Annotated in this window: 25 protein-coding genes; 13 read left to right on the top strand and 12 right to left on the bottom strand. The window is 46.9% G+C overall.

Annotation, left to right across the window (positions count from 1 at the left end; genetic code table 11):
• Positions 1-40 precede the first annotated feature (40 nt).
• On the top strand, positions 41-952 hold the full coding sequence (locus tag U2F10_RS16830) for a S66 peptidase family protein (RefSeq protein ID WP_163667819.1): 912 nt from the start codon (positions 41-43) through the stop codon (positions 950-952).
• A gap of 49 nt (positions 953-1,001) precedes the next feature.
• Here U2F10_RS16830 and U2F10_RS16825 read toward each other — a convergent pair whose 3' ends face one another.
• The gene (locus U2F10_RS16825) at positions 1,002-2,423 is read right to left on the bottom strand and encodes an NAD(P)/FAD-dependent oxidoreductase (protein ID WP_499061827.1); all 1,422 of its coding nucleotides are present in this window, start codon (positions 2,421-2,423) and stop codon (positions 1,002-1,004) included.
• Positions 2,424-2,883: 460 nt separating this feature from the next.
• Between U2F10_RS16825 and U2F10_RS16820 the strand changes: the two genes are divergently transcribed.
• Positions 2,884-4,689 (top strand): aspartate kinase, encoded by a 1,806-nt coding sequence (locus U2F10_RS16820; protein ID WP_163698457.1) that lies wholly within the window; start codon positions 2,884-2,886, stop codon positions 4,687-4,689.
• Between the two features lie 50 nt (positions 4,690-4,739).
• On the opposite strand, the gene U2F10_RS16815 is transcribed toward U2F10_RS16820, so the two are convergent.
• Positions 4,740-5,585, bottom strand: coding sequence for an AAA family ATPase (locus U2F10_RS16815; RefSeq protein ID WP_499872996.1), 846 nt, complete (start codon positions 5,583-5,585; stop codon positions 4,740-4,742).
• A gap of 430 nt (positions 5,586-6,015) precedes the next feature.
• Between U2F10_RS16815 and U2F10_RS16810 the strand changes: the two genes are divergently transcribed.
• The 3 genes from U2F10_RS16810 (at position 6,016) to ctpC (ending at position 9,522) form a co-directional block, all read left to right on the top strand.
• A complete protein-coding gene (locus U2F10_RS16810; protein ID WP_163667811.1) occupies positions 6,016-6,486 on the top strand; it encodes a tetratricopeptide repeat protein in 471 nt (156 codons plus the stop codon).
• A 137-nt stretch (positions 6,487-6,623) separates the two neighbouring features.
• Complete coding sequence (gene ispG / locus U2F10_RS16805) at positions 6,624-7,850, top strand: (E)-4-hydroxy-3-methylbut-2-enyl-diphosphate synthase (RefSeq protein ID WP_163667809.1); 1,227 nt, start codon at positions 6,624-6,626, stop codon at positions 7,848-7,850.
• Positions 7,851-8,223: 373 nt separating this feature from the next.
• Positions 8,224-9,522: a carboxyl-terminal processing protease CtpC gene (gene ctpC, locus U2F10_RS16800; protein ID WP_163667807.1), complete on the top strand. Its 1,299-nt coding sequence runs from the start codon at positions 8,224-8,226 to the stop codon at positions 9,520-9,522.
• Positions 9,523-9,538: 16 nt separating this feature from the next.
• Here ctpC and U2F10_RS16795 read toward each other — a convergent pair whose 3' ends face one another.
• From U2F10_RS16795 to U2F10_RS16780, 4 genes are all read right to left on the bottom strand, one after another.
• The gene (locus U2F10_RS16795; RefSeq protein WP_499872801.1) at positions 9,539-9,754 is read right to left on the bottom strand and encodes a DDE transposase family protein; all 216 of its coding nucleotides are present in this window, start codon (positions 9,752-9,754) and stop codon (positions 9,539-9,541) included.
• A 22-nt stretch (positions 9,755-9,776) separates the two neighbouring features.
• Entirely contained in the window at positions 9,777-10,301 is a 525-nt protein-coding gene (gene pgsA / locus U2F10_RS16790; protein ID WP_163698459.1) for a CDP-diacylglycerol--glycerol-3-phosphate 3-phosphatidyltransferase, read from the bottom strand.
• 5 nt (positions 10,302-10,306) lie between these two features.
• Positions 10,307-11,212, bottom strand: a complete 906-nt coding sequence (cdf31, locus tag U2F10_RS16785) for a CDF family zinc efflux transporter Cdf31 (protein WP_499872799.1) — start codon at positions 11,210-11,212, stop codon at positions 10,307-10,309.
• A gap of 74 nt (positions 11,213-11,286) precedes the next feature.
• Positions 11,287-11,781 carry a gamma-glutamylcyclotransferase gene (locus U2F10_RS16780; RefSeq protein WP_163671761.1) on the bottom strand — a complete coding sequence of 165 codons (495 nt, stop codon included), beginning with the start codon at positions 11,779-11,781 and terminating at the stop codon, positions 11,287-11,289.
• 577 nt (positions 11,782-12,358) lie between these two features.
• Here U2F10_RS16780 and U2F10_RS16775 point away from each other — a divergent pair.
• Positions 12,359-12,685, top strand: coding sequence for an Hpt domain-containing protein (locus U2F10_RS16775; protein WP_006515289.1), 327 nt, complete (start codon positions 12,359-12,361; stop codon positions 12,683-12,685).
• Positions 12,686-12,792: 107 nt separating this feature from the next.
• Here the strand turns inward: U2F10_RS16775 and U2F10_RS16770 are convergent, their stop codons facing one another.
• Together U2F10_RS16770 and U2F10_RS16765 are read right to left on the bottom strand one after the other, a co-directional pair.
• A complete protein-coding gene (locus tag U2F10_RS16770) occupies positions 12,793-13,209 on the bottom strand; it encodes a bactofilin family protein (protein WP_163667798.1) in 417 nt (138 codons plus the stop codon).
• A 401-nt stretch (positions 13,210-13,610) separates the two neighbouring features.
• Positions 13,611-14,300, bottom strand: a complete 690-nt coding sequence (locus U2F10_RS16765; RefSeq protein WP_499872797.1) for a diacylglycerol/polyprenol kinase family protein — start codon at positions 14,298-14,300, stop codon at positions 13,611-13,613.
• A 124-nt stretch (positions 14,301-14,424) separates the two neighbouring features.
• Here U2F10_RS16765 and pyrH point away from each other — a divergent pair, with 124 nt between their 5' ends.
• From pyrH to U2F10_RS16745, 4 genes are all read left to right on the top strand, one after another.
• On the top strand, positions 14,425-15,153 hold the full coding sequence (pyrH, locus tag U2F10_RS16760; RefSeq protein WP_006515286.1) for a UMP kinase: 729 nt from the start codon (positions 14,425-14,427) through the stop codon (positions 15,151-15,153).
• Positions 15,140-15,697, top strand: coding sequence for a ribosome recycling factor (frr, locus tag U2F10_RS16755; protein ID WP_163667793.1), 558 nt, complete (start codon positions 15,140-15,142; stop codon positions 15,695-15,697). Before pyrH ends, frr begins: the two co-directional genes overlap by 14 nt.
• Positions 15,698-15,912: 215 nt before the next feature.
• Positions 15,913-17,043, top strand: a complete 1,131-nt coding sequence (locus U2F10_RS16750) for a geranylgeranyl reductase family protein (protein ID WP_163671760.1) — start codon at positions 15,913-15,915, stop codon at positions 17,041-17,043.
• Between the two features lie 436 nt (positions 17,044-17,479).
• Entirely contained in the window at positions 17,480-17,668 is a 189-nt protein-coding gene (locus U2F10_RS16745) for a hypothetical protein (RefSeq protein ID WP_006515283.1), read from the top strand.
• A gap of 63 nt (positions 17,669-17,731) precedes the next feature.
• Here U2F10_RS16745 and rlmN read toward each other — a convergent pair whose 3' ends face one another.
• Both rlmN and U2F10_RS16735 read right to left on the bottom strand, forming a co-directional pair.
• Positions 17,732-18,790 (bottom strand): dual-specificity RNA methyltransferase RlmN, encoded by a 1,059-nt coding sequence (rlmN, locus tag U2F10_RS16740; protein WP_499872795.1) that lies wholly within the window; start codon positions 18,788-18,790, stop codon positions 17,732-17,734.
• A 102-nt stretch (positions 18,791-18,892) separates the two neighbouring features.
• Complete coding sequence (locus tag U2F10_RS16735; RefSeq protein WP_163667787.1) at positions 18,893-19,711, bottom strand: SPFH domain-containing protein; 819 nt, start codon at positions 19,709-19,711, stop codon at positions 18,893-18,895.
• Positions 19,712-19,889: 178 nt separating this feature from the next.
• On the opposite strand from U2F10_RS16735, the gene U2F10_RS16730 reads away from it, so the two are divergent.
• On the top strand, positions 19,890-20,591 hold the full coding sequence (locus U2F10_RS16730) for a DUF2135 domain-containing protein (protein ID WP_499872793.1): 702 nt from the start codon (positions 19,890-19,892) through the stop codon (positions 20,589-20,591).
• 22 nt (positions 20,592-20,613) lie between these two features.
• On the opposite strand, the gene U2F10_RS16725 is transcribed toward U2F10_RS16730, so the two are convergent.
• Positions 20,614-21,348 (bottom strand): rhomboid family intramembrane serine protease, encoded by a 735-nt coding sequence (locus tag U2F10_RS16725; RefSeq protein WP_163667781.1) that lies wholly within the window; start codon positions 21,346-21,348, stop codon positions 20,614-20,616.
• A 122-nt stretch (positions 21,349-21,470) separates the two neighbouring features.
• Positions 21,471-22,394: a LysR family transcriptional regulator gene (locus U2F10_RS16720; RefSeq protein ID WP_499872791.1), complete on the bottom strand. Its 924-nt coding sequence runs from the start codon at positions 22,392-22,394 to the stop codon at positions 21,471-21,473.
• Between the two features lie 627 nt (positions 22,395-23,021).
• On the opposite strand from U2F10_RS16720, the gene U2F10_RS16715 reads away from it, so the two are divergent.
• Positions 23,022-23,711, top strand: a complete 690-nt coding sequence (locus tag U2F10_RS16715) for a response regulator (RefSeq protein WP_163667775.1) — start codon at positions 23,022-23,024, stop codon at positions 23,709-23,711.
• Entirely contained in the window at positions 23,711-25,687 is a 1,977-nt protein-coding gene (locus U2F10_RS16710) for a sensor histidine kinase (protein ID WP_499872790.1), read from the top strand. Before U2F10_RS16715 ends, U2F10_RS16710 begins: the two co-directional genes overlap by 1 nt.
• The last annotated feature ends 257 nt before the right edge of the window (positions 25,688-25,944 follow it).

The following is a 25,944-nucleotide window of genomic DNA, read 5'->3' as shown; positions in this document are numbered from 1 at the left end:
AGAGGCAACTTGTGAATCTCCTCTGTCAGTTGCCACAGCTATGGTCCATCCCTTACCTTCCCCTCTCGCTCCTGGTGATTTGCTTTACGCTATTGCTCCCAGTGGCGCTTTACGAGCAACCGAAAAATTCGAGGCAGGTGTGGCAGTGTGGCGAAAACGTGGTTATAGGGTAGAACTCAGCCCCACCTACGACACACGTTGGGGCTATTTAGCAGGTAGTGACGAGCAGCGTCGCCAGCAGTTACTTAACGCCCTGAAAGACCCTAGCTATCGTGGCGTACTATGTGTTCGAGGCGGTTATGGTGGCACCCGTCTGTTAGAAAACTTTCAATGGCCAACGGGCATTAATAAATGGCTCATTGGCTTTTCCGATATTACCAGCCTGCTGTGGAGCAGTCAGATGAGTGGCGGCGTCCATGGCCCCCTACTCACCACCATCAGCCAAGAAGCCCACTGGTCACTGCAACGGCTATTTAACTGGTTAGAAAACCAAACCCTAGAACCACTCAAAGGTCATAGCTGGGTCAGCGGCATCGCCACAGGCAAACTGCTGCCTGCCAACCTGACCGTGGCCACCTGCCTGCTGAACACCACCCATGAACCCAATTTTGCCGGAGCAATTCTGGCCTTTGAAGATGTAACCGAAGCACCCTATCGCCTCGACCGCATGCTCACCCACTGGCGGATGTTAGGCAAATTTGACCAGGTAGCAGGTATTGCCCTCGGTCGCTTTAGCCAATGCGAACCGCCAGCTAATATTCCTAGCTTCAGCGCTAAGGAAGTTTTACAAGAACGTCTGGGGGACCTGGGTATTCCCATCGTCGCTAATCTGCCCTTTGGCCATGATGGCGTCAATGCGGCCTTACCGTTCGGTATTCAAGCAAAAATAGAGGCCAGAGCCGATGGCCCTGGCCTCTTGTCATTTCCAAATCATTATCGACAACCGCTGTAGGGGCGTTCCATGGAACGCCCCTACAGCGGAAATTCCTACGTAATTATGATTAAGCCTTAACCATTTTCTTCTCGCCGTCACCAACGGTAACGATTTCGGTTTCCATTTCATTCATCACCGTTTCTGACAATGCTGGAATCGAATCATCTCCGGTAATCAGACGAGCACCACGCTGATAGGTGAAATAATTCCAGCCCCACTGCAACAGCACTAGCAGCTTGTTATCAAATTCGATCAGGAAGTAGATATGAACAAAAATCCAGATAAACCAGGCAGGGAAGCCAGATAACTTCATAAAGTTCAGGTCGGCCACGGCCTCATTACGGCCAATCACGGCCAGGCTGCCCTTATTCTTATAATTAAACGCCGGAACTGGTTTCTTAGCCAACTTAGTCTTGATGGCATTAGCCAAATAGCTACCCATATCCATGGCAACAGCTGCAGTACCCGGCAAAGGCTTGCCTTCATTGCCCTGGTAGGCAAAGTGAGCCAAATCGCCACCAATATAAAGATTGGGATAGTTCGGCACACTCAAGTCAGAGTCAACAATGACTCGACCAATGCGGTCGGTTTCAGCGCCAGTCTTTTCTGCAATGGTTTTACCCAGGGGAGAAGCCTTGATGCCAGCCGCCCAAAGTACGGTGCAAGCCTGCATATCAGTCACGTTTCCATCGTGTTTGATGGAAACTGTGTCACCGTCGATATTGGTAACCAAGGACTGTGTACGCACCTCAACCCCTAGCTTTTCCAAAGAAGCTTTAGCTGCAACTGACAAGTCAGCAGGGTAAGGGGGCAACACCCGGTCCATACCCTCTAGCAAAATAATTTTGGTTTCCTGGGGGTCGATATCGGTGAAGTCATCCTTGATGGTCTCGTAGGCCAGCTCAGCCAGAGCTCCAGCTAGCTCAACACCAGTGGGACCAGCACCTACCACTAGGAAGGTTAGAAGTGCCTTACGACGTTCGGGATCGGTCTCCTTCTCAGCAGCCTCAAATGCCAAGAAAATACGACGACGCACCTCCAGGGCATCTTCGATAGTTTTCATTCCAGGGGCAACATCAGACCAATGATCATTACCAAAGTAATGATGGCTAGAGCCAGTCGCTAAAATCAGACTGTCATAATCAATGACTTCATTACGCTTGAGGCTAACCTTTTGAGCATCGGGATCAACATCCACAACCTCACCCATCAGCACTTTGACGTTCTTTTGACGACTGAGTATAGAACGTAGAGGCGAAGAAATATCACCAGCTGACAGTCCACCTGTAGCTACCTGATAAAGCAATGGTTGAAACAGGTGAAAGTTCCGTTTATCAATGAGCGTCACCCTCACTGGGGCCTTGCCCAAAGACTTGGCGGCGTAAAGGCCGGCAAAGCCTCCACCAACGATCACCACATGATGTAGAGATTTTTGCTGAGCTGTGGTTTTTTGGGCTATAGGAGCCTGACCAGAAAGGGCTGCTGTCATAGCATTAAAAACTATTACGTATGATTAACAATCTTATATCGTCTATCTCTGAGTTGAACGCCTAAACCAGGGTCTTCTTCAAAGTTTATTTATATATCAGCTCATGAAGTAGGCCTGATATAGGGGTTTTTCCTATTTTGAAGATTCCCTTTTTAAGAAAAAAGCCTGAGAAAACTGCCACAATCAGTCCCAAAATCAGATGACGTATTTACTTCTCAGTATGTTTTTTAATGTGTCATGGGATTTACATACATGCTTCTACATTGTTCCGTCCGGAAGAATACATATCATTCAGATTCATGAGTCTGAAGCACCAAGACGGGGCTTGACTTGGTAATCTGATTAACCAGGTTTATAAAACAGTGCTAGGCGCATGTTTTTCTGATGGTTTAGACGAGACAAACTATTCAGATATTTCAGAGGGCAAATTGAGTTTGTGGGTTTGAGAGGGGGATAGACTATGGCTTTAATCGTCCAAAAGTACGGCGGCACATCGGTGGGCAGCGTTGAGCGGATCCAAACCGTTGCTGAACGGGTACAGGCAGCGGTACAGGCAGGCAATTCCGTTGTCGTGGTCGTATCAGCCATGGGCAAAACCACTGATAGCCTGGTCAAACTCGCTAGCGAAATTTCTAGCCAACCGAGTCGTCGAGAAATGGATATGTTGCTCTCCACTGGAGAGCAAGTATCCATTGCGTTATTGACAATGGCTCTCCAAGAACGAGGCCAGGCAGCGGTTTCTATGACCGGTGCCCAAGTTGGCATTGTGACAGAGGCTCGCCATAGCCATGCTCGTATTCTGCGTATTGAAACGGAGCGAGTCAAACGCCACTTAGAACAGGGTCAAGTCGTTGTAGTTGCTGGCTTTCAGGGTATTAGTGATGCCCCTGATTTAGAAATTACCACCCTTGGTCGCGGTGGCTCAGATACCTCTGCCGTAGCGTTAGCTGCTTCCCTACAAGCGGATGCATGTGAAATCTGCACAGATGTTCCAGGGATTTTAACCACGGACCCGCGTTTGGTGCCATCAGCCCAGCTGATGACTGATATCACTTGCGATGAAATGTTAGAACTGGCCAGCCTGGGGGCCAAGGTTTTACATCCAAGGGCCGTGGAAATTGCCCGTAACTACGGAGTTACCCTGGTGGTGCGTTCTAGCTGGACTGAAGATCCTGGGACCAAGGTTACCGCCCCGAACAGACTGCCACGCCCCTTAGAAGGGTTAGAGCTAGCTCACCCGGTGGACGCTATTGAGTTCGATACGAACCAGGCCAAGGTAGCCTTGCTCAGGGTGCCAGATCGACCTGGCATAGCGGCCCAGCTATTTGGTACAGTGGCTCAGCAAAATCTCAACGTTGACCTGATTATTCAGTCCATCAACGAAGGGAACTTCAATGACATTGCCTTTACCGTTGAAAAGGATGTCTTGGAAGACGCCAAAAACCTGGCATCATCACTGATTCCTTCATTGCGAGGTACCTCTGAGGATGGCGATACGGTTGCTTTGGTCACTGATACCCAAATTGCCAAAGTGAGCATTGCTGGTGCCGGTATGATTGGTCGCCCCGGTGTTGCCGCCAAGATGTTCTCCACCTTGGCAGCCGCAGAGGTTAATATCCAAATGATTGCGACGTCTGAGGTCAAGGTGAGTTGTACCATTGCTGCTGAGGATTGCGATCGCACCATCGCAGCCCTCTGTAATGCCTTTGACCTCAATCAGTCACCCGCCCGCTTAGATGCCACTGCGACCGTCCCTGGCCCTGCTGTTCGTGGAGTTGCCTTAGACCGTAACCAAGCTCGCTTGGCTCTACGCTATGTACCCGACCAACCCGGCATGGCAGCCAAACTCTTCCAAGTCCTGGCCGATCGAGGCATCAGTGTCGACATGATCATCCAGGCCCAGCGCTGTCGCGAACTCAACGGCATTCAAACCCGTGATATTGCCTTCACAGTAGCCCAGGCTGATGCGGACATGGCCAGGGGCGTTCTCCAGTCTCTCGCGACCGAGTTTGGCAGTAGTGAAATTGTTCTGGATAAGGCCATTGCTAAAGTCAGCGCCGTCGGCATCGGCATGATGACCGAACCCGGCACCGCTGCAAAAATGTTTCAAGCATTGGCCGATAGCGATATCAATATCCAGATGATTGCCACCTCAGAAATCAAAATTAGCTGCGTCGTCGCTGAAGATAGCGGTATTGATGCCCTAAAGGCTGTGCACACCGCCTTTGGCCTAGCAGGTAGTCAAGAAATTAAAGTACCCGCCTAATGGATAGAGAGTAATGGGGAGTGGCACTTGCCCAGGCAAAAACTTCTCTATCAACGCTCCACTTGCTCCAGCGACAAATGAGGTGCCACTGGTTTAATCACCGGTATGGGTTTAGACAATTGATTAAATAACTCCCAAAGCACCTCATTAGCATCCGTTGTGGGTTGAGAGGACCGGGAAAGCAAAATATCGCGACACACCTGCCGAAACTCAGCATCATCCGCTGAAATGTGGATCCTCTCACGCTGACAAACCTGGGCAATCATCAACTTAGGACGTAAGCTAAATTGCCCTTCAGGAGCCACGTGTCTAAAAAACTGCTGCACAATCCTAATCACCAAAGTGGCAGCATCATTAGAAATGCCCGCTAATTCTACTAACAGCTGCTGCTGAGTCAAAACATCTGGTTCCGACAAATGTATGGTGATCAAACGATCCAGTAATGCAGTTTGGGTGCCATAGGTACCATAGTATTCTTCCGAATTCGAAGTAAAAATCACTCGAAATTCAGGATGAATGGAAACATACTCTGAGCCATGGTCACCAGTCAGCACTAGAATCCGCTCCTCTAAAGCAGATAACAAAGCCGTATTGAGCTCAGGGCGAGAACGATTAAATTCGTCATAGATCAGCGTCCAACCTTCGGCGCAAGCTAGCCTGAGCCAAGAGTCTTGCTGACCAGAAACAGTTAATTCATGACCACCGACAACTAGCAGCATCGGACGCTTTCGACAGTCCGCTAAATGCATAGCTAACGTAGTTTTACCAATTCCCGTTGGACCTTCCAAGTGAATGGAATAGCCAGACCGCAAATATCGCAGCGCCCGCTTCATAATCTGGCCAAGTGCAGCAGTCTTTACAAACTGCTGAGGGCGCACCTGAATTACCGTGGACACCAAAGACACCGATCCCTTGTAAGTGGAGTATGGGCTATAACGTGTACACTGCCCATAAAGATTAGCTAATGCTGCTGTTAAAGATATCCCTATGAAAATGTTTCTACGTAGGAAGTGCCGATAGATAACTGAGAAGACCTACAAAAACATCTCAAAGATGAGCAACGGCATTTGCCTTAACATTCCCCAGTGGGGTATATCACTCTCTATTGTCCCCTCCCTAGGCCTATTCATAACCCAATAGGTGCTTTCCGCACTATTCAGGCTTAGCGTTATCTTTCGACTACTTAAGGAGCTACCGTCTGTTTTCCCAGACTTACTGATTCAGAGATCCCACTATTTTGCCAGGCCCACTGCTTTACAGGACCCACTGCTTTACAGGACCCACTGTTTTACAGGACCACTCGCCCCCGCTCGATTTGTCTAACTGATGGATTCTGCCTACATTGAGCGCCTATTACAGGCATTAAAAGATTCAGATGAAACTGTTCGCAATCAAGCAACAGGTGAGTTCTGGCATATGTGGTTTCACCAAAAAGGGATGCAAGGGGCCAAGCGTTTGATTGAAAGTCAGACCCTAGTAGAAGCCGAGCGGAATGATGAAGCCAAAGCCATTCTCGATGAACTCATTGTGACTGAACCTGACTTTGCCGAAGCATGGAACCGCCGTGCCGTTTTGAATTACATGCTCGGCAAATACCCAGCGGCTATTAACGACTGTGAAAAAACCCTTGAGCTCGTCCCTTACCACTTTGGCGCACTCCATGGTCTAGGGCTATGTCATGCATCCATCGGTAACTATCTAGATGCTATTCAATGCTTTCGTCGCACCCTAGATATTCAGCCGTTCTCCTTAATCAATCAACGGCTAATTTTGGAATGTACGGCCAAATTAACCTGATGCGCTGGTGGATCTAAAGTTGCTGTCTAGTGAACCGTGTTTTTGAAATGTCGCCCAGACTGCGAGTAACCACTTGCATTTTGTGAGACCCTGACAAAATACAATAGGCAATAACTTTAAAATTCGCTTCACGACGTATGCAAACCCTGACGCCCCCTTCTTCAAATACTGGTTTAAACGAACTGCTCGATACCAAAATTATTCGTCGCAAAACGCGTCCAGTGCCGGTTGGCAACGTCATCATTGGCGGCGGAGCTCCCGTCGTTGTGCAATCAATGATCAATGAGGACACCCTAGATATTGAAGGGTCCGTCGCCGCCATTCGCCGTCTGCATGAAATTGGCTGTGAAATTGTGCGCGTTACGGTTCCTAGCATAGCCCACGCTAAAGCCTTGGAAACCATCAAGGAGAAACTGGCAGCAACCTATCAAACAGTGCCTCTGGTGGCTGACGTACATCACAACGGCATGAAAATTGCCTTGGAAGTTGCCAAACACGTTGACAACGTACGCATCAACCCCGGCCTTTACGTGTTTGAAAAGCCTAGCGATGACCGTACTGAGTACACCCAGGCAGAATTTGATGCAATCGGTGAAAAAATCAGAGAAACCCTAGAGCCTTTGGTCATTGCCCTACGGGACCAAAACAAATCCATGCGCATTGGAGTCAACCACGGATCCTTAGCAGAACGCATGTTGTTCACCTATGGCGACACCCCTGAAGGCATGGTGGAATCGGCCCTGGAATTTATTCGTATTTGCGAATCCCTAAACTTCCATAATTTAGTGATTTCCCTCAAAGCCTCACGGGTACCTGTCATGCTGGCCGCCTATCGTCTCATGGCTCAACGCATGGATCAGCTAGACATGGACTACCCGCTGCACTTGGGGGTGACTGAAGCTGGGGATGGAGAATATGGTCGAATTAAATCGACAGCCGGTATTGGCACTCTCCTAGCCGAAGGCATTGGCGATACCATCCGTGTCTCTCTAACCGAAGCCCCTGAAAAAGAAATCCCAGTGTGCTATAGCATTTTGCAGGCCTTGGGCTTACGTAAAACCATGGTGGAGTACGTTGCCTGCCCATCCTGCGGGCGTACCTTATTTAATCTGGAAGAAGTTCTACACAAAGTACGCGCTGCAACTGACCATCTCACAGGATTAGATATTGCTGTGATGGGCTGTATCGTTAACGGTCCAGGGGAAATGGCAGATGCTGATTACGGCTATGTGGGTAAAACGCCTGGATATATTTCCCTGTATAGAGGGCGTGAAGAAATCAAACGTGTGCCTGAAGAAAGCGGCGTAGAAGAATTAATTAACCTGATCAAGAGTGATGGTCGCTGGGTAGAGCCGGACAAATAAGTGACATATCTGTAGAACAAATTACCGAGTACAGCATTCGGGGCTGTCATTTTTTCCTGAGGAAAAAATGACAGCCCCGGATATGTTTTAAGTACTGTTCAAGGAAAACTTCATCTCCAACTCATATCCATTTGTTAACTTGGAGCATAGAGCATGAGTCCAATGCACATTTAACCAGCCAAAAGCTAAGATTCCTTGCTAAATCTACTTACCGATTCCCGAGAGGAGTTGCTAAGCTGCATGAAATAACTAAATATTTCTATACCCCCTGCGGCAGTTGAGCAAAGCCTATATATTTGATAAGGGGTGTGAGTTAGTTATTTTGGCCGTTTGACTAGTTTCGTATCGTCCTATTGTTCTGGATCTCTTTTTTATGGCAACCAAGAAGCATGGCCTGATTTTGGGTGCAGCAGCGCTAGCAAGCATGGCTGTTGTCGTTGCAGGAACAAGCATTCACTGGTCTCAAAGTCAGGCGTTCTTTAAAGAGAGCCCGAAAGAGGTTATTGATGAAGTTTGGCAACTGATCGATCACGAATACGTCGACGAAACATTCAACGATCAAGACTGGCTAGCGATTCGCAACGACTATCTCAACCGTGACTACACAGATAGCACCGCGGCTTATGATGCCATCCGCGAGATGCTGGATTCTTTGGATGACCCCTATACTCGCTTCATGGATCCCCAAGAATTCCGCAATATGCAAATTGACACTTCGGGTGAGCTAACGGGTGTGGGCATCCAAATTTCCCAGGAGGAAGAAACAGAAGAAATCATCGTCGTTTCTCCCATTGAAGATACGCCGGCATTTGAGGCAGGAGTCCGCTCTGGAGATATTATTACCGGTATTGACGGAGAATCGACCGAAGGCATGGATCTAAGCGATGCGGTTAATTTGATCCGAGGTCCAGTGAATTCTGAGGTGACATTAACGGTCATCCGTGATGGTGAGCAGATAAACTTTGATCTTGTGCGTGCCCGCATCGAGATTCATCCTGTACGCTTTGCATATCATCCTGAACAGGAAGGTGGTGTTGGCTATATTCGTCTGACGCAGTTTAGTGCAAATGCGGCTTCTGAGATGCGTGAGGCGATTCAGGAACTAGAGCTACGGGATGTGACTGGCTACGTAATGGATTTACGTTCTAATCCGGGTGGATTACTTTACTCCAGTATTGATATTTCTCGCATGTGGCTCAGCGACGGCACCATCGTTTCAACCGTGAACCGTGAAGGTACCGTTGATGAGAATGTGGCCAGTGACCGCGCACTAACCGATAAGCCCCTGGTTGTATTGGTTGACGGTGGCTCTGCCAGTGCTAGTGAGATTCTGTCCGGAGCGCTACAGGATAATAATCGAGCGGTATTGGTGGGTACGAAAACCTTCGGCAAAGGTTTAGTGCAATCGGTCCGGGGACTTGGAGATGGGTCAGGGATTGCAGTGACCATTGCTAAGTACCTCACACCCAGCGGTCGCGATATCAATACCCTGGGCATTGAACCTGACTTTACCGTTGAACTGAGTGATGATGAGAGGGAATATCTGAGTGAAGACCGTGAACGGATTGGGACAGAAGAAGACCCTCAATACGCTAAAGCAATTGAAGTCTTAAACGATATCATTCGTGGCCAGCGAGAAGCAGCGAATGCTGGAGTAGTTTCGGTTAATTAAAAGCTGCTGTCACTCTCTATTTAGGCAAACATTTACCAGCTCGAATTAGCCCCACACGTTTAGCTATTGCTTCAGCTCGGCTCGCAAATGGTCCCCACATTTGTGGAGACTCACCTCGTTGAGCAAGTTCAGCCTGACTAAAAATTTCACAGTGTCCGTCAGTTTGCTTTATCACGTGCCAGGAGTCGGATTCCTGGGTATTTTGAGTGTCTTCAGGTGTTTCAGCAGCCATAGTTTTCTAAACAGACATCAGTTCATGACTTACCCGTAACTTTTCTAGCCGTGAGATAGATTAGGCCGGACCACCAGGTCAATCCTACAGCTAGCCAGAATATACTCAGGGCTGGTAGAGGATATTGCTGGGATATGGGTGAAATCAGGAGTGCGATCGCAACAATCTGCACCACTGTTTTCACCTTACCCCACATATTGGCTCCTGTAATCGTCGCCTGCCCTACACGCCAACCGGCAATGGTTAACTCCCGGGCCAAAATCAAAAATACGCCCCAAGCAGGTACCGTTCCTAGTTGCACCAAGACCATTAACGGAGCCAGCACCAATAATTTATCCACCAGCGGATCTAAAAACTTTCCCAGGTCAGTCACCTGATTAAGACGTCGTGCTAAATAACCGTCCAGCCAGTCAGTACAAGCCGCTAGCAGAAACACAACCACTGCCCACCAACGATTGTTAGTCGAGGGCGAGGGACTTGCCAGCAAGCCAAACACTAAGGGAATCGCCATCAGTCGAGAAACAGTAATCCATGTAGGTAAATTCATGGGGCTCACCGATAGCTAATATAATCTTCCCGATAGTTCGGCGGCTCGACATGAATGGTGACCCGAATTGGCCCAAACACCTTCTCTAGTTTCTGTTCAACCACTTCAGTAATATCGTGGGCACTGACCACATCTTTGGGTTCCACAATCAAATGCATATCAATAAATACCTGGCGACCCAAGAGGCCTCGTGAAGCAATGCTATGACAGTTCAAAACCCCAGGTACTCGCATTACTTCTCGATGGATTGCCTCTGGCGCAATGGCCATTTCATCCACTAGCCAGGGTAAATTTGCCGACAACACCACCCAGCCACTATGCAACACCAACACTGCCACCGGCAATGCCATCACAATATCTAACCAACCCAGCCCTCGCCACACCCCGATCAGACCCACAATGACAACAATGGTGATCCAGATGTCACTCATCGTGTGGTGCGCATCAGCGATCAGCAGTTTGCTACCCAAACGCATGCCCACCCTGCGCTCATAAACAGCCACAATGATATTGATGCCCAATACCAACAACATGAGCCAAAGAGCTATAGGGGTAAGGATCACGGGGTCAGATCCCATCAACAAACGTTCAAACGCACCCCTCAAAATTTCAAAACAGGCAATTCCCAAAAAAGCCGCAATCCCTAAGGCACCGACAGCTTCATATTTCTGATGGCCATAGGGATGCTCTCGATCAGGCTCTGGAGAGGCTAACTGATTGGTCACCAATCCCAAAATGTTGTTGGCACTATCGGTAACACTGTGCAGCGCATCAGCCAACAAACTCAAGGACCCTGTCCAAAAACCGACCAGTACCTTGAGAAGCAGAACCAATACATTAAGAAGCAGGGTGATTAGCAAGACCTGCCTCACTTCAGACCGATAGCTAACACCAGATACTTCAGTAGACATGCACGACTTCTCCGCAGCATGTTTAATAGTAGCGAAGGACGTTCCCCTATGGCGTAATGCTTAACGCTAAAATTCTAAGCTGCTTGCTGCTGCTGCAATTGCAGACCATGCATATGGGCAAACAACTGCCAGCAGTAAGACTCTGGTAAACCACAGGTAAGAGCTCCTCTCATGACCACATCAAAATACCAATCACTGGGAGCATGCTCATGCCCCAACTTCTCTAACACAGTGTAGGTACGTGTGTTAGAGAACGTCTTACCTCGACATTCGATAGTGACTGGGTGGTGCACATAGCCTTCTTCACGGTGATCAAGCAGCGCACTTAAATGCCAGGGCAATGAGTACAATACTCCGTGCACCGTTGCACCGGGGGTGTGCATAATGTCTAAAACACCGCACTGACGACGGCGCGAGTATCGAAAAAAGCCAAGCCGATAGCCCTTTAGCTGGGCTGGTCCAATCACATAGGGATGGGTGTTTTCCCGCAAAGAGCGCTTGAGATCGACAGGACACATACATGACCCATAGGCAAAATAGTAAAACTGCTCAGAGTTTCCATGGATCATTGTTATTGCCACAGTCAATCTCCCTTATCAACCTCAGAAAATTCAGTAAGTTCAGCCAGCTTACTCAAAACTTACAAATTTAAATGTACGAATATGACAAGAATTTAACAGAGATGGCTGGGGAAATAGAAAATCACAACAATTCCACACGATTTTATAGACTTAGAAAGTAGTTCTATCAACCTCCATGCCACACATCCATGCCATTCATTGTCGGCCTAATCATTTTGCTGATCAGCCTGCCATTATGCTTTGCCATTGATGGTCTAGCGCATTTGACGCCTACTCTGTCAACAATGCCACTATGGCTGTGGCTGATCGTTGGCTCAATTCTATTGAGTTGGTTAATGAAGGATAGCTAATGGCAGAAATACTTGAGACAGGATAATTTACTTGCCATTGCGGATCCTCAGGAGGATTTAATCGGAAACAATAATGTAGAGCAAGCTTTCTAGATCGCTTCATTTCCTGAAGCAGTAACAGCATTTGCTTAATCCCTAACAAAGCAACTAATCCTAAACCGAGCAAGTAAGCTACTCTCTATACAAAGCTGTGTATAAACACGTCATCACAAGCCATGGCCAAGAACTTCGATTTAGAGCAATTAGAACAGCTTGCTGGAGGAGATAAAGCCTTTGAAAAAGAACTTTTGAGGATGTTTGTAGGGGATACTGAAAATAGTCTGACTCAGCTGACAACAGCACTCTCTACGGACAATCCAGTCGCTGTACAAGAGCTAGCACACTATATCAAAGGGGCCAGCGCAAACGTTGGTGCCACTGGGATGTCTAAAACTGCTGCCAAGCTTGAGATGCTGGCTAAGCAAGGCAACCTGAAAAATGCGGCCAATCACATAAGACAGTTACAAGCGCTACACCAAGAAGTAAAGCGGTTAGCGCGTTAGAGTATCATATTTACTACTTATTTTATCTAACACTGAAATGCCCAACTGTAGTCACAGGGACGCAAAGTTGGGCATTCAGGCTATTAATAGCGCTGCGTTGACTGCACCTAGGCAGATGTACGACTCTCAGTAGGTTCGGTGGTGCCGTAAAGTTCTGGTAGATCACGTGATGGTGGTAGTGTCCGTGATTCCCGAGTCTCAATGTATCCTGTGTAGTAAGCCCCCGGTTCTATCTCCAAGGAACCTGCCACTACATCACCTTCTAAACGGGCTGTACCGCTTAACATCAGCTTACCTTCAGCAAATACTCGCGCTTTCAGTACACCCTGAACCACAATGTCGTGAGCACGCACCTCCTGGCCTTCTACCAGGCCAGTTTTAGAAATTTCCAGGTCTCCCTGTATATCAACAATTCCGTGAACAATGCCATCAACAACTAACTTGCCTTCGGCATGAACGTTGCCCTCTAATTCACATGTTCTGCTGAGATAGGTAAAACTAGTCGCTGGCTTTCGCTTGAACATAAACACAGTAATCAGTACCCGTACGGTTGGACAGCAGTAAAAAATGAAAGCTCTACCACGGGGTAAGGCCCCCAGATGCACACTTAAGCTAAATTTTGGCTATTGAACCATACAATCAAAACTCTAAACTCTAACCATCTACTGGCTGGACAACGACTAAGCAGACTGCTGCTTCTGAAAAGTTAAGCCTTTCCTTGCCTAAACTCTAGCATCAGTTTTTGATTCAGACTGTCGCTCAAGCTATTTGTTTACTTGGTTTTTTATACAGGGGGGTGCAAGATTCGTCTATAGGCACAGACAATCACCGCGAACGAAAAGCATGGCCTATGGCCTACATAAATTCCCAGGTAAGCATTCCATGACTTTTTTTGAAACAATCTATCTAGAACACTTGTGTGGGATTAGCCTAACAGGCTGCTTAATATCAGAGATACAGTAGTTGTACCGATAGGAACCGTAAGATTATCGATACCGTATTTAGACACAGCTTCCAGGGCAGTGGCTGCGATCGCAACGCCTAAGGCCACCAACAGCAGCGACCCGCTCATCCCTTGAAGCGAGCCGAGGACAATGAGCACAATCAGCGTACTTGCGATCGCCATCGTTAAGCTACCTTCATAGCTTTTTTTCTCCCCCCACAGTTCATAGGGATGCCGCCCCCATCGCTGCCCCACCAAAGCAGCCAGGCCATCGCCCCAACACATAATTAAAATGCCAATGACACCAAAATAGGGATACCCTTGAGGCCAACACCAGGCCATCACCCCTCCAATACTGACCGCATAAAAAAAAGTCCCCCAGCTGCGGCGACCCACACTGTTAATTCCTGGCAAAATAGGCACCCGATAGGACACTAACGCCACACCTGCAAACACGACGGAGGCCGCTACCCCCATCCAAGCAGGCAACATGAACCACCAAGCCAACAAAATCACATGGCCTGCTCCAATGTGCACAATCTTACGGGTAATCTCTGGACCAAATCCCGAGCGCCGTGCCCCTTCAGAAACAGAACCAATCAGCAACAACCAGGCCAAAACCAAACCAACCTGCCAGCTATAGACTGTAAATCCCACCTCCAATTGCCCCATGCACTACCATCCGCATAATCATTCAACGCGATTGTAAAGCCTACACTAGATCCTCCCTAAATGCGGTTCCCCAATCAACCTCAGACTGCTATCTTGATGGGGAAATTCAGTCACAAGCTATCGCATGGGGAATACCTACAAGCGAGTATTACTAAAACTTAGCGGCGAAGCCTTAATGGGCAATCTAGCCTATGGCATTGATCCAACTATAGTAGATGCTATCGCTCAAGAAATTGCAGCCACTGCTGCTCAAGGAGTTCAAATTGCTGTTGTTGTCGGAGGTGGCAACATCTTTCGGGGAGTTAAAGGCGCTGCATCCGGGATGGATCGGGCAACGGCAGACTACATTGGCATGCTTGCCACCGTCATGAATGCCATGACATTGCAAGATGCCCTAGAACGGATTGATGTCCCTACACGGGTACAAACTGCCATTTCTATGCAGGAAATGGCCGAACCTTATATTCGGCGACGGGCCATTCGCCACCTTGAAAAAAATCGAGTGGTCATTTTTGGCGCTGGTTCCGGTAATCCTTTCTTTACAACCGATACTACAGCTGCCCTGCGTGCGGCTGAGATTAATGCCGAAGTGCTACTTAAAGCGACTAAAGTAGACGGCGTTTATGATTCTGATCCCAATACTAACCCCAACGCAAAACGCTACTCCAGTTTGACCTATAGCCATGTTCTGGCTAAAGATCTCAAAGTGATGGATGGTACTGCCATTGCACTGTGTAAAGATAACAACATCCCCATCATGGTGTTTAATCTAGCTGTTGCTGGCAATATTCAACGGGCCATGACTGGGGAACCAATTGGCACAATTGTGGGAGGATCTTGTGAAGTTAGCTGATATTAACGACGTAGAACAGGCGATGCAGAAGGCGGTTGAAGCCACGAAACGCTCTTTTAACACCATCCGCACCGGGCGCGCTAATGCATCCCTGCTAGACCGTATTTCTGTTGACTACTACGGTGCCCCTACCCCCCTGAAGTCAATGGCTAACATTAGCACCCCTGACCCGAGCACGCTGATGATTCAGCCCTATGATGCCAGCATTCTCAGTCAAATCGAAAAAGCGATTTCCTTGTCTGACGTTGGGTTAGTTCCCAACAATGATGGATCGGTGATTCGGTTAAACATTCCTCCACTAACGACCGAGCGTCGTAAGGAGTTTGTTAAACAAGCTGGTAAGTACGCTGAAGAAGGTCGCGTCGCCATCCGTAATGTCAGACGAGATGGCATGGACTTTGCGAAGAAGCAAGAAAAGAGCGGTGACCTGTCTGAAGACGAAGCCCGCGATTTACAAGATCAGGTACAAAAACTAACAGATCAATACATTAAGAACATCGATAAGACATTAGACGATAAAGAAAAGGAAATTATGAAGGTGTAATCGCACCATATTGGTTCATCCTTAGCACCTAATCATCTCAATCCTGATCGTCACCTATGCAAAATTTGGTGACCACAGCCGCTTAGAATAAGTTGCGTCATTACTATTTGAGGCCTTTCACCTGAAACAGTCAGCTCATCAGTTGGGCTGATTTCAGGCTGATTAACACAATCAATTAGTAGTACAGATAAAGCGGAGCATATGGGGTGTGCATGATGTTTGACTGTATCGTCGTGGGTGCTGGACCTGGAGGGAGCACAACCGCTTATCAATTGGCTAAGCGGGGTCGGTCGGTGTTACTGCTGGAAAAGCATACGCTGCCCCGCTACAAGCCTTGCACTGGTGCTGTAGCTCCCAGTATTGCCACCTGGTTGGACTTTGATATCACCCCTGCGATTGATCAGAAGCTGCGTCGTATCCGCTACACCTGGCAGCTGGATGATCCCATCGAAGCAGAACTCGAAACCGACGAACCCATGTGGATTGTACGTCGGGATATCTTTGATCAATATTTGATTGACCAGGCCCTTAAGGTTGGCGTCGTCGTTAAAGATGGCACGCCTGTTACGTCTATTAGCTTTAAAGATCAAACGTGGACAGTTAACACTGACCACGGCTCCTATGAAGGCCAGTACTTGATAGCCGCAGACGGAGCCGATGGCCCCATGGCTAAGTGGCTCGGATTCAAATCAGAAAAGGTCCGTCAAGGTTATGTGCTGGAAATCGACTTACCGACCCCAGAGCCCCATCCAACCATGGCGTTTGAATTTGGGTTAGTTAAACAGGGTTGTCTCTGGAATTTTCCTAAACATCAGGGTCACTCCCTAGGCATTACCCGCTTTTTGGGAGACAACCTTAAAGATCCCGAACAGTCTTTAGCAACCTTTGCCAGGGGGCTGGGTGACGATGCTGAGGCAGGTCAACTTTATTCCCATGGTCTTAAGCTTTGGAATGGCAACACTCCTCTCCACACAAAACAGGCCCTGTTAGTGGGCGAAGCTGCAGCTTTAGTCGATCCCATGACAGCTGAAGGTATTCGTCCAGCTATTTTTAGCGGAATTCAGGCCGCTAAAGCCATTAATAAGGCTTTGGATGGCGATAACAAAGCATTGGCCAACTACAGCCAAGTTATTCATGAAGAGTGGGGCAACGACATTCAATGGAGTCACCGGATCGCCAATATATTTTTCCGCATGCAAAAAATTGGTTATCGCGTTGGCATTAAACGACCGACAGCAACTAAACGATTGGGTCAACTACTAGCTGGTGAAATTCGGTACGCAGATCTAGCCAATCGAGTCATTAAACGTATCAGTGGTAGCCTTTTACCCGGCAGAGGGGCTTAAGTTTACTTTTTTAGACTTAGCTAGTCACTTTTACTGATTTACACAGAAATATTAATTCTTCGCATAAAATAAAAATTCACTTATGAAAATGTAAATTCACAAGGAGATAAAATACCCATTCACAAGTAAATACGGCAAACAGTATAGTTTGCTGCTAATTATATAAATTAAACCTTTAGATTAATTCCACCAATACAATCCCTTCTAAACACATTCTTCATAAGTTTAATAACTTTTATTTTTTAAATTCTCTAAGTTTTATCTATTTTTTTAGGTCGTATTAAGCGCCTAAAAATAGGTCAGAATAAAGGCTCTAGCGGCAGCGGGGATCGCCCTTCAATCAAGCGATCCCCGCGCTTCTTGTAACTTTTGACACATTGTCGCGATCATGGAGACTTGTCATAATTAGGACCTGTCTACCTACTTAGCAATCTTTATGAGTACTGTGATTCAAACGATTCACTGCCCAAACTGTGGAAGGTCAGCCGAGCGTCACTATTTGAATGATCAGGAGTTAACTCGGACTCAATGTTCAGGCTGTGACTACTTGATGATTGTTTGCCAAAAAACTGGCAAAGTCATTGAAGCCTATGCACCAGGGATTACAGCTGCGATCGCACATTAAAAGAGCTTTAAATGTCTTGAAATACTCACAAAAAATGCAAAACTCTTTCCGTATAACTTTGGGCTAAGCGTTCACTTTGGATGCTCGCAATTGACCACAGGCAGCATCCTTTTCCAGCCCCCGCGAGTAACGAACACTGACGGCAATCCCGGCCGCTTTCAAACTATCGGTAAATTGGTTAACACGTTTACGTGAGGGACGCTGGTAATCTACCTCATCGATAGGATTATAGGGAATTAGGTTGACATGGCTTTGAAAGCCTCGCAACAGCTGTGACAACTCAGCCGCATGTTCGTTACAGTCATTCAAACCCGCTAGCAAAATATATTCAAACGTGACGCGACGTCCCGTCATAACAATATACTCACGACATTCATCGAGTAAATCGGTGAGGGGGTAATGTTGCGCACTGGGAATCAACTGAGTGCGCAACGCCTGGTTAGACCCATGCAAACTGACGGCCAACGTTGTCTGCAAACGATACTGAGCTAACCGGCGAATTTGCCCCGGAATACCCACAGTCGAAATAGTAATGCTGCGCTGACCAATACCAATATCTTGATTAAGGCATTTAACTGCACCCACAACATTCTGAACATTGATTAGGGGTTCCCCCATCCCCATAAACACAATGTTACTGACCCGTTGATCAAACGCTTCTTGTACGGTTAGGACTTGATCAACAATTTCATGGGTTGCCAAATTACGAACAAACCCGCCTTTACCCGTTGCGCAAAAATCGCAGGCCATGGGGCAGCCCACCTGGGATGACACACATACGGTCAAACGCTTGTCCGTTGGCATACCAACGGTTTCAATGATCTGCCCATCGTCTAAGCGCAACAGAAACTTAACCGTTTGATCAGCAGCAATAGAACGATGGTGAATGTCAGAACGCCCAATACATACATTTTCCATACCCTGACGCCAGGCCTTTGGAAAAACCGTAATGTCTGTTAAAGAACGCACACCTTTAGCGTATAGCCACTGGTGCAACTGCTTACCTCGATAGGCCGCCTGCCCTTGGGATTGTACCCACTCAGTCAATTCAGCTTGATTCATCCCCAGAAGAGGACGCTGAGCTGACGCATTGGTTAGTGAACCATCAAGGGTAGAAACCATGATTAAACACAATAAAAAATAGTCCAGACCCATGCTCTGGAACTATATCTTAGAAGATTTAGGTCGACCCTCAATTTTTCAACCTTGAGACAACGTCATTAATTAATTATTTGCCTCAGGATTTTCTTGAATCAGGTCCACCAAGCCTTCAGTCAATGCTCGAGGATCCATAAAGACCACTTTTGAGTTATCGCTCTCACCCAGCTTCTGATTGGCATCTACATAGCGTTGCGCAATCAAGAATTTTAATATATCGCCCTGACTTAGCTGCCCATCAAAGGCTTGAGCAATCAAACGCATCGACTGTACATTGCCCTCTGCTTCGAGAATAGCGGCTTCTTTTTGACCTTCGGCTTTAGTAATCGCAGCCCGCTTAGCAATCTCAGCCGCTTGCTCAAGCCGCATGGATTCTTCCACTTCAGATGGAATCTTAATCTCTTGAACTTCTACACGATTGACTTTTACACCCCAGGGCTCAGTTGCTTCATCCAATACATCAAGCAGGGCCTTATTAATGGCTTCTCGGGAAGAAAAGGTTTCTTGAAGGTCCATCTTACCAATTTCAGATCGCAGCGTTGTCACCACCAACTCTTGGATAGCGGTTTCTACATCTTCAATGGCGTAGTAGGTTTTTTCAAGATCAAGAATTCGCCAGTAAATGACAGCATCTATCTCAACATTGACGTTATCTCGAGTCGTTGCACTTCTAGGCTCAATATCTAGAATTTGCTCGCGCAGTGTATCCTCAATCACAAGAGCATCCAACAATGGCACGATGAAATTAACCCCCGGTTCCAGGGTGGAGCGATAACGACCCAAACGTTCTATTAAAGCTGCGTTGCCTTCTTTGACAACCCTCACAGAACCAACCGAGTAGCCAATAATGATCAATGAAAGGATAGCGAGAATAGAAGAGCCCATGGGGAACCGAAACGCAATGGCGATGGATGAATGTGCTCATGGATAACACATCTTTTGAGTTTCTGTCTAGCGTACAGTAGGGAAATTGAGATACCCTGCTCTCCACGTAACATCAATTCTTGAAAAGGCACTACTCAAGACAGTCTTTATGTCAGAAAAATTAATAGTGCAACACATCATGAAACAGATCGGTGCCACTGCGCTTAAAACAATCCCACTCTTTTTAGGTCTTAGTCTCTGGGAAGCATCAACCACAAGCGTTCTAGCCCAAATTGACCACAGCGGCTGTTATATCCAAGATCGCAATGGTGAATTTTATGACCTGAGTGTACTCTGTACCATCCCTAATGACGGCAATGTTGCACCGGTTTTACAGACTGGTGATGTGCAAGTGACGTTGCGCTGGAATACCAGCGATGATCTAGATCTAATCGTCGTTGACCCAGCCGGAAGCATTGTTGATTTTGGCTCTCCCACATCGCCTTCAGGTGGTCAACTGGATGTAGATGCCAATGGCTTTTGCCAAACTCAAAATTTCTCTCCGGTTGAAAATATCTTCTGGCCCACAGGCAGTGCTCCCGATGGCGAGTATTTGGCTTACGTTACCCTGGCTATCCCCTGTAGTTTAGAAGATCTGGCCAGTAACGATATCAATGCGGCAAATATCGCCTATGAAAACCTGGCAGTCCCCTACACTCTGACGATTTTGAATGATGGGGTGACAACAACCTATGAAGGCATGAGCAAACCTGAAGGATTGGGTGTAGACTACCCGTTTCAGGTAGGGCCGGTTACAGGCTCCAACGAAACGGATCTAGGAACCGATGAAGCACCTAAGGATGATTTAGAGCTGCCTAATTTTGGCCTACCAGAATTGTAGACAAGCACGGTCTAGCTAATGGCTAACGACGACGGCTTTGGTTTGAAGGACCTCGTCCCCCTGGTCCCCCTGGAAACAAACCCAATAGCGGTCCCAAAACCACACCAAAAATAAATCCACCGGCATGGGCCCAGTAGGCAACACCGCCTGTTCCCATATCTGCGCTGACACCCAGGCTAGCAATGCTGTTAAACGCTTGCATGACAAACCAAAAGCCTAGGAAAAAGACCGCAGGTATACGAACAGTTGTAAAGATAAAGAATAAAGGCAACAGTGTGAGAATTTGGGCCTTAGGAAAGCGAATGATATAGGCTCCCATCACTCCTGCGATCGCACCGCTTGCCCCCAATGTCGGAATCATCGAGCCTGGCGAGAAAATCCACTGAGACAACCCTGCCAACGCTCCACAAGCCAGATAAAACAGAATGAAGCGTCGGTGACCCATTTGGTCTTCGATGTTATTGCCAAAAATCCATAGATAGAGCATGTTACCCCCCAGATGGGCAGGCCCCCCATGGAGAAACTGAGAGCTAATCAGGGTAAACCATTCACCTATGGGATTAGCAGCCCGTCCAGCAAAGCTATCTGTCAGTTCAGCGGGGACAATCGCCCATACCGTAAAAAACTGATTAAGCGCCTCTTCTCCTGAGCCTTGAAGAGATAGCTCATACAAAAAAATCGCAACATTAAGGGCAATGATCACAAACACCACATAGGGCGTTGTGCGAGTCGGATTATTGTCGTTTAAAGGAACCACAAAAACGCTAGATAGGCTGGCTACCTACCCATTGTCGGTGATGAATGATGAGTTTTGAATGTTGAGTTTTAAGTTTTGAATTCTTGGCATTTTGTGGGGTGACATACCTAGATGCAATCCCTCTATGCAGCCTTAGGTTCAATGGGTTTGCCGCCCCAGACAGCCTTAATGGTGTCCAAAAAGGCAAACACTGAAGGCGGCTGTAGCGCATCCACCAGGGTTACCACCCCAATTACCCGTTCAAAGGGTTCTGGTAGCTGCGCAACGGTAATGTCGTCAGGGATAGGTTCAGCGGCTAACTTCGCCATAATGGTTGCCCCCAACCCCCGCCTTACCATACTGACAATGGTGGAATCTTCCCTCACGTCATAGGCAAAGTTGATCGATTGAGCATGGCGGGTTAAATATTGCTCAATGTTGTAGCGACAGCCATCGCCAGGGGGTGTTTGAATTAAGGGATATTTAAATAATTGCTCCCAGGTTAGTTGAGCATCAATGGGTTTAGCGGCAGGGGGCAATAACACCACATATTCATCCCGCAGCAGTTCCCATGCTTCAAAGTCGGCACTGGTGGGTAAATAAGTAAAGCCAATATCAATACGTCCCTGGCGTAGATAGTCTTCGACAAGGTGGTAATGACTAAACTCATCAATGGTCACACTGATGCCGGGATACTGCTGACGAAAGCGTTCGATCACCGCTGGCAAAATGTGGGTGGCCACACTGCGGAAGCCCCCCAAGCGCACCTGACCTGATTGCAACCCCTTCGCTAGCTGGGCCTGCTGACAAATTTTTTCTAGTCGGTCCATCACTTGCTCTGCTTCTGCTGTGATGGCTTCGCCGACGGGGGTGAGGACGGCCCCCTGGCGGCCTCGGTTAAGAAGGATCACACCAAGCTCGGTTTCTAGGGTTGCTATCGCATGACTCACCGCCGACTGCGATAGCTCTAACTGTAACGCTGCATCACTAAAAGTACCGGTCTTAGCAATAGCCACCAGTGCCCTGAGTTGGGAAAGTTTGAGTCGATTGGGATTGCTCTCGGCCATGGAGCACCTAATAATTGGACGATGCTTAAAACCGCATCCAAGTTAAAGCCCTTAAAGTCGTCTAAAACTATAGGTATGAATACGGCCTATATTAAATATTGCCTTAGGGTGCTCAATAAAATCGATTAAATTCATCTATACCTTTTATGCAACCCGTGAAGTAGATCATTTGATCTATTTGCTGACCGGACATAGACTAGAAAATTGGGCAAATAGCTAACAACGCTGACAACCATGGGTCTAATCAGCATTCGCCCGGAGGGTTTATAGCGTTCCCCAAGCAGCCTTTGCCTCTGGATGGATGGCAGTGCGGGGAGCCCGCCGTCATCGTGGCTACGAACAAAGAATTTTCATCATTTTGTAGTTTTCTACAAAGGTTCATAGCAATTTTTATTAAACAGATTGCAGGGTTTGATTATTGTCGAAAATGCTACTGAAAAATTAGTGTAGATACACCATTAGACAGGGTTTTCTGATATTTGAACGATCTCTGTCATCGGTACCAACGAAATGCTTGCCATAACCTTGTGCATCTCACCTAAACGAGCAAAAACGAGTCCGAGATCGGGGGCGATTGACCGTTAATGCTTTAGCATCTACAGCAGCCATAGATAGTGAACATGAACCATGGGCCCCACATTCAACGAAGCAACTACCGGTAAAATCCTGATTGTTGATGACCACCAGGTTGTACTGAGCGGCACCATCGACATATTACGGCAGCACTATCCAACCTACGAGCTGTTGACCGCTAAGACAGCCCAGGAAGCTCTAGAACAGCTAGCCAACCATCGCCTCAGCCTGGTTGTTTTAGATTTATCCATTCCTGAGGCCTACCAACAAGATGCCAAGGTAGAAACTGGCATTGAGCTGCTCAGGCAGGTGATGAAACATTACCCAGAGCAAAATATTACTGTCCAAAGTACCTACATTAAAGCTTTGGTCAGAGTTCGTTCAGAGATCGATAGTCATGAAGGTGGCTTCACCATCGTCGATAAGAGCATGTCCAGCCAGGACATTTTTCAGCGGGTTGACGGTGCCCTTAAAGGGTTTAGCCACACTAGAGGCATCAAGGCTCTGCAGGCTGGTATTGAACTTAAACCTGAGTGGTTAGACGTACTTACGTTAGCTTTTCACGAAGGGTTGCAAGATAAGGCTATTGCCCAAAAATTAAACGTACAACCCAGCACAATTCGTCACTATTGGAACAAGCTCTACGACGTTCTAGAAATTGACCCTGAACTTGATAAAAAAGACGGCAAAAATTTGCGCAGCCTGACTGAGATCCGGGCGCGTGAGCGAGGGCTACTGGACTAATGGAGGAGCAACGCCGCCGGGACAGGGTCTTAGATATCTTCAAAACTAGCCTGTGGGGTTTTGGCATCATTGCTTCAGTTTTGGGAGCCCGCACTCTAGGCGCATTTCACGCCCTAGAGTTGATGGTGCTAGATCGTTTTTTTACGCTCAACACCCGGCTTTCTATTGAAGCTCCAGATCAGAAAATTGCTATTGTGCAAGTTGGTCAGCCCTTTGTGGAAGGGTCCGCTGATAAAGGTTACACAATCACTGCCGACTCCCTGGCAAACGTTCTAGAAGGCATCTTCAACAGTGACCCCGCTGTTGTTGGCACCGATATTGTTTCGTATAGAATCACAGGCGATCACCAGGAACTGCTATCTGTTATCAATCAACATTCCAACTTGATCACAGTTGAAAATAGCGACCCCAACATTGCTGAACCCATTCCAGGACTCACTAGCCAACAATTATCTACTCAGGTAGGGTTCAACGATCTGATTTTTGATAGAGATGGCACTGTCCGTCGAGCTTTACTAGGCTCTTCGTTTCAAGGAGAGTCTAATGACTTCAAATTTTCCTTTCCAGTTCAAGTAGTTCGAGAGTATTTCAAAAACAGAGTTCAAAATACTGAAGGCGAAGCCATTGAGTTGGCAAATGGTCTCGAAGATACAGGCACCATGCGCTTTGGTTCTGCTGAGATACCGCGTATCCGACCTATTTATGGATATACCGAGCGAGAAATAGAGGGCGTTGAAACCCTGATTAACTACAGAGGCCAGATCACCCCTTTTAAAGTGATCAGTGCCAGGGAGTTACTGGTATCAGCAAACAAGGATGAGCTCATCAAAGATAAAATCATCATCCTCAACTTAGAGGGCCTATCACCGGGATTTGCAGTTCCTCTCACCAGGGTATTTAGAAGTAGTTTGAATGATAACGATAACGATCAGATAGTGACTGGCATCGAAATTCAAGCTCATATTATTAGTCAATTAGTCCAAGCAGTTGAATCCCAAAGACCTTTAATTTCAACCCATCAATCTGCGCAGTATATATTTTTAATCATTTTCTCAATACTGGGTATCAGCTGTAGTAGATTCTCAAAGGACGTCATCAGCAACATTATTAGCCTATCAATCGTTATTTTTTCAGGTACTTTATTAAGCTATTTATTATTGCTAAATCTAGGTTTTTGGCTGCCCCTGACTGCGACTCTGATATCTACAACGGCTAATGGGCTGATTTATATTAACTATGCTCAGAATAAGCGCCGCTGGGAAAAACTAATGGCGCAACGGAATCTAGCTCTCGAAAAGGAACGTCAGTTGTCTGAGCAATTAGATTCTCAACGCCAAAAAACAATTGAGAATGTATTTGATTCCATTCATAATGGTCCCTTGCAAACATTGGCAAATCTTCTCAGGCGAACCCGTGACGAAACTATTAATTTATCTGAAGTTTGCTTAAGTCTAGAAGATCTCAACCGTGAAATTCGCTACATAGGTGACTCGATTAAACAGGACGCTAGCGATCGCAAACATACCCTCGACGTTAGCTACGCTGGCACTAAGTTTGATTTAGGTATACCTCTGCACGAATTATTTCAAGAGGTTTATGATGCCATGTTATCAAGGCCATTATTAGGGTTTTCTAACCTTAAGTTCACCATCATATCGTTTGACCCAATTGAGTCCGAGAAATTAAGCATTGAAGTTAAACGCAAGCTATGTAGATTTTTAGAAGAAGCCCTCGGTAATGTTGGCAAACATGCAGTTGGTTCAACTCGTCTAGTCGTAACGGGAAAACATAAAGACAGTCATTATGAGCTGACCGTAGCTGATAACGGACCTTGCGAAAAACTTGATGAAGTGGAAACAGGAGAAGGAACACGCATTGGCAAGGAAGTCTCTAAATTAACGAGAGGTCAATTTATCCATAGACTCAACAAACCTAAGGGATTTCTATGTCAATTAACCTTCCCTATATCTACTTAATTTAATAATTAAAAGCCGTTTTTAAAGTGTTGATTTTGAATATCAGGTAAGCATATAAAGATTAGGAATTAAATACATTTATCTTCGAATTTAAGCCCTGATCAATACACAATAGGAACGTATTTATGAGGTGTCACTTAGTAACATTTAGGAGGTGATAAAAACGACTACTTTAAGAGTGACTAAAAGACTATGGCTCCATATTGTCATAGCATCAGTGATTTCAATGCCAATCATTTCTGTATTGGATAGTGCAG

The organism is Leptothoe sp. EHU-05/26/07-4 (assembly GCF_043421015.1).
In the GTDB taxonomy this organism is placed as follows: domain Bacteria; phylum Cyanobacteriota; class Cyanobacteriia; order Phormidesmidales; family Phormidesmidaceae; genus Leptothoe; species Leptothoe turfae.
This window is presented reverse-complemented; position numbering and strand designations above follow the sequence as displayed.

Bases quoted from the DNA above. Each gene is read 5' to 3' on its own strand.
- U2F10_RS16830 (WP_163667819.1), top strand. From the start codon at position 41: ATGGTCCATCCCTTACCTTCCCCTCTCGCTCCTGGTGATTTGCTTTAC.
- U2F10_RS16825 (WP_499061827.1), bottom strand. From the start codon at position 2,423: ATGACAGCAGCCCTTTCTGGTCAGGCTCCTATAGCCCAAAAAACCACA.
- U2F10_RS16820 (WP_163698457.1), top strand. From the start codon at position 2,884: ATGGCTTTAATCGTCCAAAAGTACGGCGGCACATCGGTGGGCAGCGTT.
- U2F10_RS16810 (WP_163667811.1), top strand. From the start codon at position 6,016: ATGGATTCTGCCTACATTGAGCGCCTATTACAGGCATTAAAAGATTCA.
- ispG (WP_163667809.1), top strand. From the start codon at position 6,624: ATGCAAACCCTGACGCCCCCTTCTTCAAATACTGGTTTAAACGAACTG.
- ctpC (WP_163667807.1), top strand. From the start codon at position 8,224: ATGGCAACCAAGAAGCATGGCCTGATTTTGGGTGCAGCAGCGCTAGCA.
- U2F10_RS16795 (WP_499872801.1), bottom strand. From the start codon at position 9,754: ATGGCTGCTGAAACACCTGAAGACACTCAAAATACCCAGGAATCCGAC.
- pgsA (WP_163698459.1), bottom strand. From the start codon at position 10,301: ATGAATTTACCTACATGGATTACTGTTTCTCGACTGATGGCGATTCCC.
- cdf31 (WP_499872799.1), bottom strand. From the start codon at position 11,212: ATGTCTACTGAAGTATCTGGTGTTAGCTATCGGTCTGAAGTGAGGCAG.
- U2F10_RS16780 (WP_163671761.1), bottom strand. From the start codon at position 11,781: ATGATCCATGGAAACTCTGAGCAGTTTTACTATTTTGCCTATGGGTCA.
- U2F10_RS16775 (WP_006515289.1), top strand. From the start codon at position 12,359: ATGGCCAAGAACTTCGATTTAGAGCAATTAGAACAGCTTGCTGGAGGA.
- U2F10_RS16770 (WP_163667798.1), bottom strand. From the start codon at position 13,209: ATGTTCAAGCGAAAGCCAGCGACTAGTTTTACCTATCTCAGCAGAACA.
- U2F10_RS16765 (WP_499872797.1), bottom strand. From the start codon at position 14,300: ATGGGGCAATTGGAGGTGGGATTTACAGTCTATAGCTGGCAGGTTGGT.
- pyrH (WP_006515286.1), top strand. From the start codon at position 14,425: ATGGGGAATACCTACAAGCGAGTATTACTAAAACTTAGCGGCGAAGCC.
- U2F10_RS16750 (WP_163671760.1), top strand. From the start codon at position 15,913: ATGTTTGACTGTATCGTCGTGGGTGCTGGACCTGGAGGGAGCACAACC.
- U2F10_RS16745 (WP_006515283.1), top strand. From the start codon at position 17,480: ATGAGTACTGTGATTCAAACGATTCACTGCCCAAACTGTGGAAGGTCA.
- rlmN (WP_499872795.1), bottom strand. From the start codon at position 18,790: ATGGTTTCTACCCTTGATGGTTCACTAACCAATGCGTCAGCTCAGCGT.
- U2F10_RS16735 (WP_163667787.1), bottom strand. From the start codon at position 19,711: ATGGGCTCTTCTATTCTCGCTATCCTTTCATTGATCATTATTGGCTAC.
- U2F10_RS16730 (WP_499872793.1), top strand. From the start codon at position 19,890: ATGAAACAGATCGGTGCCACTGCGCTTAAAACAATCCCACTCTTTTTA.
- U2F10_RS16720 (WP_499872791.1), bottom strand. From the start codon at position 22,394: ATGGCCGAGAGCAATCCCAATCGACTCAAACTTTCCCAACTCAGGGCA.
- U2F10_RS16715 (WP_163667775.1), top strand. From the start codon at position 23,022: ATGGGCCCCACATTCAACGAAGCAACTACCGGTAAAATCCTGATTGTT.
- U2F10_RS16710 (WP_499872790.1), top strand. From the start codon at position 23,711: ATGGAGGAGCAACGCCGCCGGGACAGGGTCTTAGATATCTTCAAAACT.